The 12,512-nt window shown below is 58.3% G+C and carries 13 protein-coding genes; 6 read left to right on the top strand and 7 right to left on the bottom strand.

Features of this window, described 5'->3' with window-relative positions; translation table 11 throughout:
• Nucleotides 1–68 precede the first annotated feature (68 nt).
• Nucleotides 69–227 (bottom strand): hypothetical protein, encoded by a 159-nt coding sequence (locus IM701_RS18550; RefSeq protein WP_156452179.1) that lies wholly within the window; start codon nt 225–227, stop codon nt 69–71.
• Between the two features lie 590 nt (nt 228–817).
• On the opposite strand from IM701_RS18550, the gene IM701_RS18545 reads away from it, so the two are divergent.
• On the top strand, nt 818–1,255 hold the full coding sequence (locus IM701_RS18545) for a helix-turn-helix domain-containing protein (protein ID WP_052242744.1): 438 nt from the start codon (nt 818–820) through the stop codon (nt 1,253–1,255).
• Between the two features lie 192 nt (nt 1,256–1,447).
• Here the strand turns inward: IM701_RS18545 and IM701_RS18540 are convergent, their stop codons facing one another.
• From IM701_RS18540 to galE, 6 genes are all read right to left on the bottom strand, one after another.
• Nucleotides 1,448–1,903: a MarR family winged helix-turn-helix transcriptional regulator gene (locus tag IM701_RS18540; RefSeq protein WP_039338293.1), complete on the bottom strand. Its 456-nt coding sequence runs from the start codon at nt 1,901–1,903 to the stop codon at nt 1,448–1,450.
• Nucleotides 1,900–2,478: a JAB domain-containing protein gene (locus IM701_RS22305; protein ID WP_169745760.1), complete on the bottom strand. Its 579-nt coding sequence runs from the start codon at nt 2,476–2,478 to the stop codon at nt 1,900–1,902. Before IM701_RS22305 ends, IM701_RS18540 begins: the two co-directional genes overlap by 4 nt.
• Nucleotides 2,430–2,864, bottom strand: coding sequence for a hypothetical protein (locus tag IM701_RS18530; protein ID WP_039338296.1), 435 nt, complete (start codon nt 2,862–2,864; stop codon nt 2,430–2,432). The genes IM701_RS22305 and IM701_RS18530 overlap by 49 nt, the downstream gene beginning before the upstream one ends.
• A gap of 40 nt (nt 2,865–2,904) precedes the next feature.
• Nucleotides 2,905–3,240, bottom strand: coding sequence for a hypothetical protein (locus IM701_RS18525; protein WP_039338297.1), 336 nt, complete (start codon nt 3,238–3,240; stop codon nt 2,905–2,907).
• A gap of 58 nt (nt 3,241–3,298) precedes the next feature.
• Nucleotides 3,299–3,853 carry a helix-turn-helix transcriptional regulator gene (locus IM701_RS18520; protein ID WP_052242745.1) on the bottom strand — a complete coding sequence of 185 codons (555 nt, stop codon included), beginning with the start codon at nt 3,851–3,853 and terminating at the stop codon, nt 3,299–3,301.
• A gap of 75 nt (nt 3,854–3,928) precedes the next feature.
• The gene (gene galE, locus IM701_RS18515) at nt 3,929–4,969 is read right to left on the bottom strand and encodes a UDP-glucose 4-epimerase GalE (protein ID WP_052242746.1); all 1,041 of its coding nucleotides are present in this window, start codon (nt 4,967–4,969) and stop codon (nt 3,929–3,931) included.
• A 1,090-nt stretch (nt 4,970–6,059) separates the two neighbouring features.
• Between galE and IM701_RS18510 the strand changes: the two genes are divergently transcribed.
• The 5 genes from IM701_RS18510 to IM701_RS18490 all read left to right on the top strand — a co-directional run bounded on the left by IM701_RS18510 (nt 6,060) and on the right by IM701_RS18490 (nt 12,479).
• Nucleotides 6,060–6,299, top strand: coding sequence for a hypothetical protein (locus tag IM701_RS18510; protein WP_156135933.1), 240 nt, complete (start codon nt 6,060–6,062; stop codon nt 6,297–6,299).
• A gap of 373 nt (nt 6,300–6,672) precedes the next feature.
• Nucleotides 6,673–7,983 carry a sugar transferase gene (locus IM701_RS18505; RefSeq protein ID WP_156135934.1) on the top strand — a complete coding sequence of 437 codons (1,311 nt, stop codon included), beginning with the start codon at nt 6,673–6,675 and terminating at the stop codon, nt 7,981–7,983.
• A 279-nt stretch (nt 7,984–8,262) separates the two neighbouring features.
• Nucleotides 8,263–9,531, top strand: a complete 1,269-nt coding sequence (locus IM701_RS18500) for an O-antigen ligase (protein ID WP_039338303.1) — start codon at nt 8,263–8,265, stop codon at nt 9,529–9,531.
• Between the two features lie 25 nt (nt 9,532–9,556).
• The gene (locus tag IM701_RS18495; protein ID WP_230487953.1) at nt 9,557–10,249 is read left to right on the top strand and encodes a polysaccharide biosynthesis/export family protein; all 693 of its coding nucleotides are present in this window, start codon (nt 9,557–9,559) and stop codon (nt 10,247–10,249) included.
• A gap of 19 nt (nt 10,250–10,268) precedes the next feature.
• The gene (locus IM701_RS18490) at nt 10,269–12,479 is read left to right on the top strand and encodes a GumC family protein (protein ID WP_039338305.1); all 2,211 of its coding nucleotides are present in this window, start codon (nt 10,269–10,271) and stop codon (nt 12,477–12,479) included.
• The last annotated feature ends 33 nt before the right edge of the window (nt 12,480–12,512 follow it).

The following is a 12,512-nucleotide window of genomic DNA, read 5'->3' as shown; positions in this document are numbered from 1 at the left end:
TCTGCGTTCGGGATGAAGTGTAGTCTTTAGCTAAACAACGCGGGCAATCGAGCGCTTCGAGATGGCGGTCAGTCGGTCTGGCCTTCGGCCGACATAAGAGAATCGTTTTCAATTAGGTCGGCCAGCGCTTCCAGGGCCGATGCAACGTGGATGCCCGGCAGGTATGCGCCGTGCGAGTCAATGATATCAAGAGCTTCCTGCAACTTGGCGAATGCTTCGGACAACATTAAACATGACCCTCAATTGGCCCGCGGCCAGTCTAGACGCTGCCAATTTGGAACTACTAGCGTCAATGTACCCGAATTGGAATAGTTTGGTGAAAATGGCGTAAATCCGGAACAGCTCATAGCTCTAAAGTGCATATTGCCGCGCATGGTTTTGGAGCCTCAAAGTTGAGTTGCCGGGTGGACGACGGGTGAATGTTTGCCGGCGTTGCTGTTGGGCAAAAGGGGTCCCTCCAACGCCGACAACAATCCGTGCAAGGATAGGGGCGACAGGGCGGAGACAGTATTTACTCCGATAGAATGAACATGCGAGTTCGGTTCGCCCATTCAAATTATATACTAAGAACCAGGAAACTTCTTACATCACAGGGAGTGAGGGATTCTCCTGCGGCTTCAACATGATGCGCCAGAGAATTTGACGTAGCGTCCTCGCTTTTCGCCTGAGGCGCAGATTTATGCCGAAGCCCGCAAAAGAAACGGGCGCATAAATCGCGACAGAACTCGCGAGGTCCTTGACGGAAAAGAATTCTTATGGAGTAATGCTTGGGAATGGGGCTTAGTATTGATGCGTAGACTAAGCAGGGGGCGGCGGAATGGAGCAGCTTGATCGCCGGACGGTCGCGGGAATTGCGCAGATGCTGTTGCGCTTGTCCGATGAAGATCCCGAAGGACGCGAGCTCGCACTTGCGGGTGGGGGAGCGAGTGATGAGCGGCTCCTTGCAAGAGTTCGAGACGAACAGGTTCGCCGGAGCAAGCGGCACAAGTTCCTGGGTATCTCGCGCGACCTCTTTTCCGACCCAGCTTGGGATCTTCTGCTTGAGCTTTATGCGGCACGGCTGGATCGTAAGCGCGTGTCGTCCTCGACCATGGGATTGGAGGCCGGCATTGCGCAGTCCACGGCGCTGCGCTGGCTTGGATACCTTGTAAATCTAGGTCTGATCGAAAGGACGCAGGACCCACACGATAAGCGCCGTCAATGGGTCGTGATCAGCGATAGAGCGGCTGCGGGCATGCGCCGGTATTTCAGCTGATCGAAAACAAGCTGGCGTGAGCGTGCGACCGGGGCTCTCTCAGGCAAGTGGCACCAAGGCGCGCCTCCCCCTGCAATCGAGGTTAGGCTTGACGTCGCCCGATTGGCGAGGGATGGCGACAAGATTGGCGCAGCCTGCAGCTATGGCTGGGCCGCGCAAACGCGGTCGGTTGGCACAGTGCACGCGGCCTCGTCATCGCGAGAAGAACAGGCTTGGCGTCGGTGTTTGCGCGGCTTCTGCAGGAGGGCGGGACGATGCAATAGTCGCTAGTGCTTGCTCGACGAGTGCATGGGCATCCGCGGTCAGGGTGAGGAAGATCCGACGCCCGTCAATTTCGTCCTTGTGCCGTTGCAGAAACCCGCGCCGTTCGAGGAACTTGATCCACCTGGTGATTGACGAGCCCGGCACGCCGGTAGTGTTTGCGATGGCCCCCGGGGTGCGAAGCTTGCCTGATCTGAGCCCGACATAGACCTCGAGAAGGATGTCGAAAGTGGGGTCGCAATGAAGATCGACATTGGCGAACAAGGCGGCAAGCTGCTGGCGCATGTTCAACTCCGCAGTGGCCACCCAGATCAATGAGGCTTCGCATCGCTGGTCGGCGCCTTGCGCGAGAGAAGCAAGGGCCATGGTCGAGGCGAGCTCTATCATGGGAGCAACCTCGCTCGCCGCATGCTGAAGATTCCTTCGGATCCGACAATAAAGTGCTCAGCAAGATGAAGTCCTTGGTTGACCGCCATCTGATGCAGAAGCGCTGTTGCGCCGATATCTGCCGCGCTGGGACGAGCAGAGCCATTTGGATGATTGTGGGCCATGACAATCTTGTTGGCGTGAAGCTTTCGGGCTTGGTGCAGCAATCGTTTTGGCTGGATGGCAACGCGGGACCGGTTCCCCGATGCGGTCACATCGATCCCGAGGCAGGTCCCGTCTGTGCCGAAGAACAGGACAAGCATCTGTTCGAGAGGTGCGGTGCCGAGCCTTTGTTTGAGGAAGCTGGCAAGAACGGGCGAGATGCCAGCATCTGGTACGGAGCTCCAAGCGTCTGTCCTGCGTGCAGATGCAGACTGTTCGCGCGAACGGTTTCCAGCCTTCTCACGCAGTGATCGCAGATATAGAAGCGGTTTTTGCGCAAGGCTGGTACGGATGTCGAGGGGACGTGCGAATGTGAGCCTGCCGCTCAGAATGCGGTTGCACCAGTGACTCTTCGGTCGCGCACTGCAAACCATGTACCAAGGGCGAGGATGGCCAGTTGGATCCAGGACGGCGCACGCATCATCAAGGCGTAGGCAAAGGGTGCGTAGCTTGTTGCGAGCAAGCGCACGAAATGCGAAAGGAAAGCAATGAGCTGTGCGCCTGCGAACCATAGTGGCCACCATTTTCCGGACACCAAGGCGAGGGCGGTCATGGCTATCAGGACCAACCCGTCGATCACGAGATAACCCATATCCATCTGCTCGAAGCGCATAGGCTTCGCGCCGAGAGCGGCGTAGAGCGGCGATGCGAGCAGAAGGCAGGCCATGACCAGCGCGCCTCGCTTTTCGGTCTGGCCGGCACGGCGCCAAGCGTAGACCGTAATCAGTGTCAGTATGAGAATCTGCAAAGCGTAGCGCACAGTGCCAGAGTGCCTGTCTGCTTTTGCAGGTCAAGGGCGATCAGGCGGCCATGGCCTCGTTGCGGCCAGTGTCGATGGCCCCTTTGATCGGGGGGCATTCGCCATAGTCCGCAGCCATCATTTCGCGACCGAGGGCGGAAAGCTCGCGATGGACGCGCAGAAAGTCGCTGCTGGCGCTGACCAGGGCCTGCTGGCTTTGGATAAGCTTTGCGATCGCGATCTGCCCGGCGTGGGCGGGTACATCCCCGCCGGTGCGTGCGGCAAGCAAGGTCTGGAGCACGGCAGTGGTTGCCTGGAGTGCCTGGTCGATTGCCAGTTCAGCAGTCGGAACTTCGCGGGCGAGCCGCGCGGCGGCAACGGTCTTGGTCATGGTCATCGCAAATCCCCTGCCGCTTTGGTAGCGGCGCAAGCGTGTGGACATACGAGGCCTTTTACTATCCGAGGAGCGCTACGACGCTCTGGGTTACGCTCATGCCGATCAGGGCTACCACCACAATAAGCAGTGCAAAGACTATGATCAGGCCTAAGCGCACCAGAGGGCTCGTCGGAACTGCAAGGTCCCGAAGGGCAAGGCGTTGCGCTTGCGGCTCGGGCCATGGTGACGCTCCTCCCTGGGCAGGACCGGGGAAGAGGCCAATGTCCTCGAACATGAGCAACCGCTCCGTCTCGTCCTCGCCACCTTCATCCGCGATTGGTGTGTCGCTGGCGACCTGTGCAAAGCCACCTGTGGAATTTACACAGGTCAGTTTGAGCTGCGCATAGACACGTGCGGTGTCGCCGCGCCGGGTCGTGCCGAGGCGCAGGCGGGCAGCAGCAAGGCGTTGGTCCACGGCCGATGGTGAAATGCCGAGAGCTTTCGCGATTTCCTTGTTGCTCTTGTGCTCGAGCAGGAGGTCGAGAACCTCGCACTGTTTGGCCGAAAGACCGGCGAGATCATCGGACCAGCGGTCATCGTCGCGGGAAACGGGGATTTCGAGACGTGTGGCCATTCAGTATGGTTAACAGAAATGCCCAAAAGGGGGAACGGGGCTCGATGTAAAATCCATGTTAACGGATTGCGGGGATTACGTCGAATGGCTGCTCGTGCTGGGGCCTCGAGCCGATGGTTGGCCGCAAATCTCGTCCAGCTTGCGCTCCCAGGCCAGGGCGTGGGTGACGATAGTGTCCAGATGATCATAGCGCGGGACCCACGGCAGCGTGGCTTTGATGCGGCTGTTGTCGGAGATCAGCGCGGCGGGATCGCCTGGACGGCGGCCCTGCATCTCGCGCATGATCTTGCGGTTGGTGACGCGATCGACCGCGTCGAGCACTTCGAGCACCGAGAAACCGCGACCGTAGCCGCAGTTCATCGTCAGCGATTCGCCGGGATCGGCAATTAGCGCCTGCAGTGCCAGAACATGGGCGGCGGCAAGATCGGAGACGTGGATGTAATCGCGCACGCCGGTGCCGTCGGGGGTGTCGAAATCGCTGCCGAACACGCCGACCGAGGCGCGCTTGCCCAGTGCCGCCTCGACCGCGACCTTGATCAGATGCGTTGCGCCCGCGGTCGACTGGCCGGTGCGGCCCTGCGGATCGGCGCCGGCGACGTTGAAATAGCGCAGCACGCAGTAGTTGAGCGCATGGGCGGCGGCGACATCGGACAGCATCGCCTCGGTCATCAGCTTTGACATGCCATAGGGATTGATCGGGCGCTGCGGCGTGTCCTCGGTAACGGGCGAAACCTCGGGCGTGCCATAAGTTGCTGCGGTGGAGGAGAAGATGAAGTGCGGCACGCCCGCCTCGACCACCGCGGCGATCAGTGCGCGGCTCTTGGCGGTGTTGTTGTGATAGTACTTGAGGGGGTTCGAAACCGATTCGGGCACGACCACGGAACCGGCAAAATGCATGACCGCGCGCGTACCCTGTTCGGCAAAGATGCGCTTGAGAAGGTCGGCGTCCTCGATATCGCCTTCGTAGAACGGCACGCCATCGGGCACGGCGAAGCGGAAGCCGGTGACCAGATTGTCGATCACCGCGACCGGATGGCCCGCGTCCCTCAGCGCCAGCACGGCGTGGGCGCCGATGTAGCCTGCGCCGCCAGTGACGAGAACGGGAACCTTCGACATTTAGAGCATCTCCAGCAGCAATATGTGCAAGTTTGCCAGCAAGGCTTTACCTTGGTCGGCCGTACATTTCCCTCGAGATCGCCGGCAGACAGCAATGCGAGCCAGTCTGGAAATTTCGAGCGTCTTCATCGGTGCGCTATGGCATGAAGAATAAAGAGCTGCAAAGGTCGACGATCTTGCAGCGTATGCGAGATCGTCCCAAGCGTCTCGCGATCGAATTTGCCAGATCCATATGTGGCACTGAGCCAGTTTTCCAGATCGCTTCGCGGCTTCACCCAGAAGCGGCGACATCGTGGAGCCTTGGGCGTTCCTCAGGAATTGATCTCCAAGATAGCCCGTCGAACTAGGCTTCGCTGTTGGCGCCATCCGGATGTTCCTGCGCTCGCCGAAGCAGTCGGCAGGGTTCCGATCCCGATGTCAGGTGACAGCTGGTGTCGCTTCTTCTCCCGGCGTCTGTTCAGAAAAGACACCAGCTTGCGGCCTTCGACCGCTGTAACCGTAGTCCTGACAGAACTTTCCGTCGCAATGCCAGAAGGGTGCGTTGCGGGGCAGGCGCTTATCGCTCGTGACTTGTCAGTGGCTTCATTGACCCAATGGTCGCAGCAGGGAAGGAACCCGTTTGAGAAGAGCGTCAGTCTGTTCCGCGCGACCGGGCTCTGTTGGTGGTGACGGCGAGGTGATCGCAGTGGCCGGCAGGAGCGACGCGGGAAACGGCAGACCCCGGTCGTGCATCCATAACCAAGGACGTCGGCGTGATGCCGGCCAGCACTTGTTGCGACGCCTGTCAGTGGGCTACGCCTTTTCCAGACGCGAGCGGTTCGACATCGACACCGATTTTCAGGGACAGTGGAGTCCAATCGCCAAGCCGCGCGTCGGGCAAGAGCTCATGAGTTGTTTACACTTTAGTGGATACAGTGGCGCGGAAACCCAATTGCGGCGAGTGCGTTTGTTTCGTCAGTGCGTGACAAATCCGCCCCGGCGGCTTTTCCGCCTAGAGGTGAAATGCTGAGGTCGTTCGCATCGGCAACATGTGCGTTGCAATATAATCCGAATCGTGCATAAGCGTACAACGAAAGATAGGAGCATACACATGGCAGTTCTCAAGAAGGCGTGTTCGGCCTTGGTAGTGGCGGGCTTGCTCGTATCCGTTCCGGCTGCGGCGGCACAGCGTAAGCCTGCATCGGCCCCATCGGATGTTCGCACGTCAGCGAAGATCAAGAAGGGCGAGAAGGCAGTTGATACGGCTGTAATCGTTGTGGGCGCACTGGCTGTTGGTGCAGCTGCCTACGGTATTGCCAAGGCTGTCGAGGGAGCCCCCGCGAGCCCCTGAAGCGCACCTGCCGCTTCAGATCCAAGGAAACGCCCCGAAAGGGGCGTTTTTTTTGGCATTTGTCTCGCCCGCTCACCGAAATGTCAGTCTGGTCGCCGCAGGCGAGTCACGGTTCGTCGCCTAAACTAAAGATATAGCTTGCTAGCATAGCTCGTTGGTTGGACGGCCTATGCACGTTCTCGAATCCTTGGGTTAAAAGGCGATTTCGCGCATGCTGCAGGATCAACGGTCGTTGAGGAGCGGGAGCAGAGTGGCCTGATGAGCAGATACATTTTGCAAGTGCGAAAGGTCTTCGTTAGAGTCCGGGGTTCTACGTATCCCTTGGCGGCGATTGTGCTGGTCTGGTAGAAACCAAACCTGAGGGGCAGAAATTGTGGAATACAGGCCAATCATTGCCGCCCAGTCGACGGTGCGGATTGTTCCCACGCCAGCAGCTCCCGGCTTTGTCCGGGTAGTGTTGGTTTCGAACCGCTATCTCCTGGGCATTGCGCTAATCCTCGTCGCGCTGGTGCCGCTGTTTCTTGATGCGCTCCATGACACGTTTCGGTCCCGCGTCCGGACCGACATTGCATTGTTGCCGACATACATCGCGTCCTTTGGAGCAGTGTGTCTCGGGCACCTGTCCTTACGCCGGATTGCGGTGCTTCCCCTCGTTTCCGGCGCCAGTCTGATCTTTCCGACATTTCTCGCAAGTTTCACGGTGGGCTTCTTCGTTCTCTTCATTCTGCGCATACCCCTAGGACTGCCGCATTTGTTAGGCAGCTTCGTAACGGCCTGCACATGGTACTTTTTTGCGTCGGTGATGCGTGCGAGGTATGTCCGACCGATTGTCGGCCTGGTAGGAGTTTCGCCTACAGAAGCGGCGCAGCTTTCCGAGCGAATTCATTGGCAGATCCTGCGCGAGCCCCGCCTGCCTCAAGGGATCAGCGCAGTAGCATTCGATCCCCACTCCAACTTGTCGATGCGCTGGTCCTCCTTCATCACGAGGCTCGTGCTGCAGGGCGTACCAGTCTATCACCTCGCGCACATGGAAGAAGGGTTGACGGGCCGGGTCAAGTTTACCGAGCATTCGGATAACGAGTTCGGGGCGTTGCTTCCGTCATTATTTTACCTCAAGATCAAACGTGTAATTGACGTGGTCGTGGCGTTGCTCGCACTTCCATTTGTTGCTTGCATAGTGGCGCTCGTCTCCGTTTTGATCAGGCTTGAATCCCCCGGGCCAGCAATTTTTTGTCAGGTACGGATGGGGCATAGAGGTCGCCCCTTCGTCTGCTTCAAGCTTCGCACCATGCACACGGCCATGGACGGGCCGGCATTCACGGAGGAGGGGGACCGGCGTGTGACGCGCCTTGGTGCTTATCTGCGAAAGTGGCGAATTGATGAATTGCCCCAGGTCTGGAACGTGGCGCTGGGAGAAATGAGTTGGATTGGCCCTCGTCCGGAAGCCATAGGGCTTGCACGGCATTATGAACGCCATGTGCCGTTTTACGGCTACCGACACGCCGTGCGGCCGGGTATTACCGGTTGGGCCGCTGTGCACCAAGGCAATGTTGCCATGTTGGAGGCTGCACAAGAGAAGTTGGAGTTCGACTTCTTCTACATCCGTTACTTTTCGTTCTGGCTGGACGTGCTGATCGTTCTCAAGACAATTCGAACCGTCTTGACTGGATTTGGATCACGTTAGGATCCCGAACCTGCGGATCCTAACGCTGCTGGCTTGAGCAATCAGGCTGACTCTCAGTGGCCCCGGCAACACGAACATAAGGGGTCAAGAATGGATGAACGCTTGCCGAGAAGGGTTGCACGAGTGTCGGCCAGTTCACAAAGGTCGCGGGTTTCAGTCCCGCTAACGGGACTGTTGTGCATCGTAGGAATCGCTTTCCTTTTCGGCGGTAGCGCGCGACCCGATGTGCTCTCTTTGTTGCTTTTGCGGCCATTGTCCATTTTGGCATGTGGTGCCGCATTGCTGACGCTCAAGCGCGAGCATCTGACGGAAAACTGGGCGATCATTGCGTGGTCGACAGCAATCCTCATTCTCGTGATTTCGCATCTTGTGCCGCTGCCCCCACAAATCTGGCAAAGCTTGCCCGGACGGCAGATAATTGTGGAGATTGATGAGGTGACAGGCATTGGCCCTGTCTGGCGGCCGCTATCGATGGCGCCGAAGTGGACCTGGAATGCGCTTTGGAGCCTCGCCACGCCATTGGCCGTAATCCTGTTCGCGATACAACTGTCGGCCCGCGAATTGCGCTTGGCACTGACGAGTGTCGGCCTTGTGGTCGTTCTGAGCGCGATTTTGGCCGTAGCGCAGCTGGCGTCCGACCCCGAAGGGCCCCTGTATCTCTATGCGGTAACCAACAATGGAAGTGCGGTAGGTCTGTTTGCGAACCGGAATCACCAAGCCTTACTTTTGGCGGCAGGATTTCCCGTGCTTGGGCTCTGGCTCGCACAACTAAGTGCCAGGCGACGCACAAATGCACTTCTCATTCGCGTAGCGTGGATTTCTGGTGCGCTCTTCATCATTGCATCCCTGCTAGTGAATGGATCCAGGTCCGGTCTCGTGATGGGAATTTGCGCAGCAGTCATGACTTGGGCGTTGTCCCTCTTTTCGGCTCATCCTGTCGAGCAGCGCGCTCAAGATCGTATTATGCGTTGGCTGACCTGGGGGGGAGGGGCCATCTTGCTGGTTTTTCTGATCGCTTCTGCCGTTTCCTCTGACCGGGCGGTTGTGTTCAGCAGGTTGATGAATTCGGAGTTGGTCGATGATGCGCGCATTCGCAACCTTCCGGCAACGGTGGAAATGTTGCGGGACGTCTTTCCGTGGGGGAGCGGGATCGGCTCGTTCCAGCCAGTTTTCCAGATTTACGAAGGCGACGCCATGATATCGCCAGTGTACATGAATCATGCGCATAACGACTGGCTCGAGGCGATTGCAACCGGGGGGATTCCGGCCGCACTACTGCTCATTGCCCTCCTGGTAATCGTCGTTTTTCAGGTCTTTGCCCTTGCTCGAAGGAACGGGTCAGACCGTCTGCTTTGCGGCACCGGGCTGATCCTGCTCTTGCTTTGCGCGATTGGCTCGCTTAGCGACTATCCAGTGCGGGTGCCGGCGATAGCGGTGCTCATGGCCTTGGGTCTTGTTTGTTTGCGGCCCCCTCGATTGCAATCCGACGGAGCGACAGTGCAGGTAATGACACAGCAAAACCGACGGAAACACTCATATGCAGCGTAGCAGGTTCATTCTCGCAATTGGGTTGATGGCAAGCCTTGCAGGGTGCGGCGGAAAAGTTGTGCTCGGCGGAGACCCGCAGCTCTCGGTGCTGGATGCAACGGAGCTTCCTGTACCTCGTGGGGCAGATCTGTCCGGCGGCGTTCAGCCCTATTACGTTGGTGCGTTCGACCGACTGACGATTGATGTATTCGGCATCGACGAGCTTGCGCAACGCGATATCCAGGTCGACGCGAACGGCAAGATTTCCTATCCCCTGGTCGGTGTGATCGACGTTGCTGGCAAGACGGCAGGCGATGTCGAGAAGCTACTCACAGAGCGACTGAAAGCGTCGTACATACGCGACCCTCAGGTAACCGTGAACATCAAGGAGATGGTCAGCCGGGTGGTGACGGTCGATGGCGAAGTCAAAAGACCGGGTATCTACCCTGTGGTGGGGCGCATGTCGCTTCTGCGGGTCATTGCCAGAGCTGAAGGGACGAACGAATTTTCAAAGCTCGATGATGTCGTCATCTTCCGCACGGTTGCGGGGCAGCGTTACGCGGCCCTCTACAACCTCGATGCGATCAGGCACGGGGCTTACCCCGATCCTGAAATCTACGCCAACGATGTGGTGACTGTGGGGGACTCGCGCTCGCGGCGCCTGTTCAAGGACATTCTGGCCGTATTCCCGGCGCTTGCTACGCCGATCGTCATTGCGGTCGATCGCCTGGCAAATTGAGCTATCGGAACCCATTGACATGATGAATAGCCAAATTCCCATTGCCAGCGATCGTGGCAATGATCCCAGCCGGTCGGCGGACTTGATGCAGGGGGCAGAGTATGATGAAGCTTGGCTGTCCCCGCTGCTTATGCAATATTGGCAGGCGGTCCTGCGGTGGCGATGGATTATCGCTGCCATCATAGCTGCAGCGCTTGTAGCCGGAATGGTTATCACGTTGATGACGCCGGCACGGTACACCGCAAAAACCCAGATCGAGATTAGCCGCGAACAGAAGAAGATTACAAATGTCCGCGGTATTGAGTCCGATACTGAGGCGAGGGATATCGAATTCTACGCGACGCAATATGCGTTGCTCAAGGCTGAGTCCCTGGCCGAGCGTGTTGTGCGCAAGTTGCGCTTAGCCGGTGACCCTGCGTTCCTGGCAGCGCATGGACTTGAGCCGCTGCAGGTCAGTGGGCCGAATAGTGCAAGACAGAGATCAGATGCCGAGCAACGCCGGGCGATTTCGATCTTGCTGTCTAACATAGAGGTGTCACCAATTCGAGCATCCCGCCTGGTAGACGTCTCTTATACGTCACGATCGCCGCAATTGTCGGCCAGAATTGCCAATGCCTGGGCGCAAGAGTTCATCGGATCGTCGATGGACCGGCAATTCGCCTCGACTGCAGACGCACGCAAGTTCCTTGAAGAACGACTTGGACAACTGCGTCAGAAGGTCGAGCAAAGCGAGCGCGATCTCGTCACCTACACTTCGGGCAAAGGCATTGTCACTCTGGACGCCATGCGAGATGCGGACGGCCGTACCTATACCCAGCGAACTCTGGCGTCTGCCGATCTGGAGGCGCTTAACCAGGCGTACATAGAGGCTAGGACAGAGCGGATTGCTGCTGAGAGCCGAGCGACCGTAGGTTCCGTTGACAACAGTCCTGAAGTGCTTACGAACCCGACAATTACGGCACTGCGCACGCAACGGGCGGAAGCGGCGGCGCGTTATGCAAAGATCCTCGTCCAATTCGACGCTAGATATGCAGCGGCGCGCGCCATCAAGCAGGAGATGGATGCGCTCGATGCAGCAATCCAGAGAGAGACGGCGCGGGCGGCAGGGAGCCGGGGGCAGTCCTATGCGGAAGCGTTGAAGCGAGAACGCGATCTTGAGGCCAAGGTGAACGCCCTCAAAGCGGAACTGACGCGCCAGCGAGAGGCCTCGATCCAGCAGAACATCTACCAGCGGGAAGTCGATACAAACCGGCAACTCTACGATGCGTTGTTGCAGCGCTACAAGGAAATTGGCGTAGCTGGCTCGGTAGGGGTCAACAACATAGCTATTGTCGATTCGGCGAAAGTGCCAAGCGGCCCGTCATCGCCAAAAATGTTGCTCAATCTCGCGGTTGCTGCACTGGCCGGCTTGATACTCGCCGCAGCAGTCGTGTTTGCGCTCGAGCAGATTGACGAAGGCATTCGGAATCCGGAGGACGTCAGGAATTTTCTCAAGATTCCACTGCTCGGTAACGTCCCAATGACAGAGGAATCGCCGCTTTCGGAAATTCAGGACCCGAAGACGGGCATGTCCGAAGCGTACTTCAGCGTCCGCTCTACCTTGGCTTTTGCGACCAATCACGGACTCCCTAAGTCCTTCGTCCTTACCAGCACGCAGCCAGGCGAGGGCAAGTCGACCTCTGCTCTTGCGTTGGCGGAGGTGATCGGGCGCACCGGCAAGTCCGTGCTCCTGATTGACGGCGACTTGCGTTCCCCATCCGTGCATCGCTACGTGGGGATCGAGAACAAGTCAGGGCTAAGCAACTTGCTTGCTGGAGAAGACCTCGCTGATCAGATCCAGCAAACGGATCACCGGGGATTGTGGGTGCTTCCAACAGGTCCGATCCCTCCTAGCCCGGCAGAGTTGCTGAGTTCGGACAAGTTTGGTCAGCTAATCACAACTTTCCTTGACCGCTTTGACCATGTGATTGTTGACGCACCGCCAATCCTCGGTCTTGCTGATTCGCCGCTCATGGGCCGGGCAACCGAGGGTGTTGTCTACATTGCGCAAGCAGAGCGCACCTCGCGCCGTGCAATTCGAGCGAGCCTGCAAAGGCTCCGTGCAGTTGGAGTGCACGTCTTCGGCCTAGTTGTGACCAAGGTCGATTTCTCGAAACATTCGTACGGCTACGGCTACGGCTATGGTTACGGCTATGGTTACGGCTATGGGATCACCAAGGAGCAGTCGTGATTGGGCGGATGCAAGGAGTAAGGAGCAGGAACT

The sequence above is a fragment of the Novosphingobium sp. ES2-1 genome, assembly GCF_015169775.1.
GTDB classification, from domain to species: Bacteria; Pseudomonadota; Alphaproteobacteria; order Sphingomonadales; family Sphingomonadaceae; genus Novosphingobium; species Novosphingobium subterraneum.
Note: the sequence above shows the minus strand (reverse complement) of the source record. Positions and strands in the feature narration are given on the sequence as shown.

Bases quoted from the DNA above. Each gene is read 5' to 3' on its own strand.
- IM701_RS18550 (WP_156452179.1), bottom strand. From the start codon at position 227: ATGTTGTCCGAAGCATTCGCCAAGTTGCAGGAAGCTCTTGATATCATT.
- IM701_RS18545 (WP_052242744.1), top strand. From the start codon at position 818: ATGGAGCAGCTTGATCGCCGGACGGTCGCGGGAATTGCGCAGATGCTG.
- IM701_RS18540 (WP_039338293.1), bottom strand. From the start codon at position 1,903: ATGATAGAGCTCGCCTCGACCATGGCCCTTGCTTCTCTCGCGCAAGGC.
- IM701_RS22305 (WP_169745760.1), bottom strand. From the start codon at position 2,478: ATGGTTTGCAGTGCGCGACCGAAGAGTCACTGGTGCAACCGCATTCTG.
- IM701_RS18525 (WP_039338297.1), bottom strand. From the start codon at position 3,240: ATGACCATGACCAAGACCGTTGCCGCCGCGCGGCTCGCCCGCGAAGTT.
- IM701_RS18520 (WP_052242745.1), bottom strand. From the start codon at position 3,853: ATGGCCACACGTCTCGAAATCCCCGTTTCCCGCGACGATGACCGCTGG.
- galE (WP_052242746.1), bottom strand. From the start codon at position 4,969: ATGTCGAAGGTTCCCGTTCTCGTCACTGGCGGCGCAGGCTACATCGGC.
- IM701_RS18510 (WP_156135933.1), top strand. From the start codon at position 6,060: ATGGCAGTTCTCAAGAAGGCGTGTTCGGCCTTGGTAGTGGCGGGCTTG.
- IM701_RS18495 (WP_230487953.1), top strand. From the start codon at position 9,557: ATGGCAAGCCTTGCAGGGTGCGGCGGAAAAGTTGTGCTCGGCGGAGAC.
- IM701_RS18490 (WP_039338305.1), top strand. From the start codon at position 10,269: ATGATGAATAGCCAAATTCCCATTGCCAGCGATCGTGGCAATGATCCC.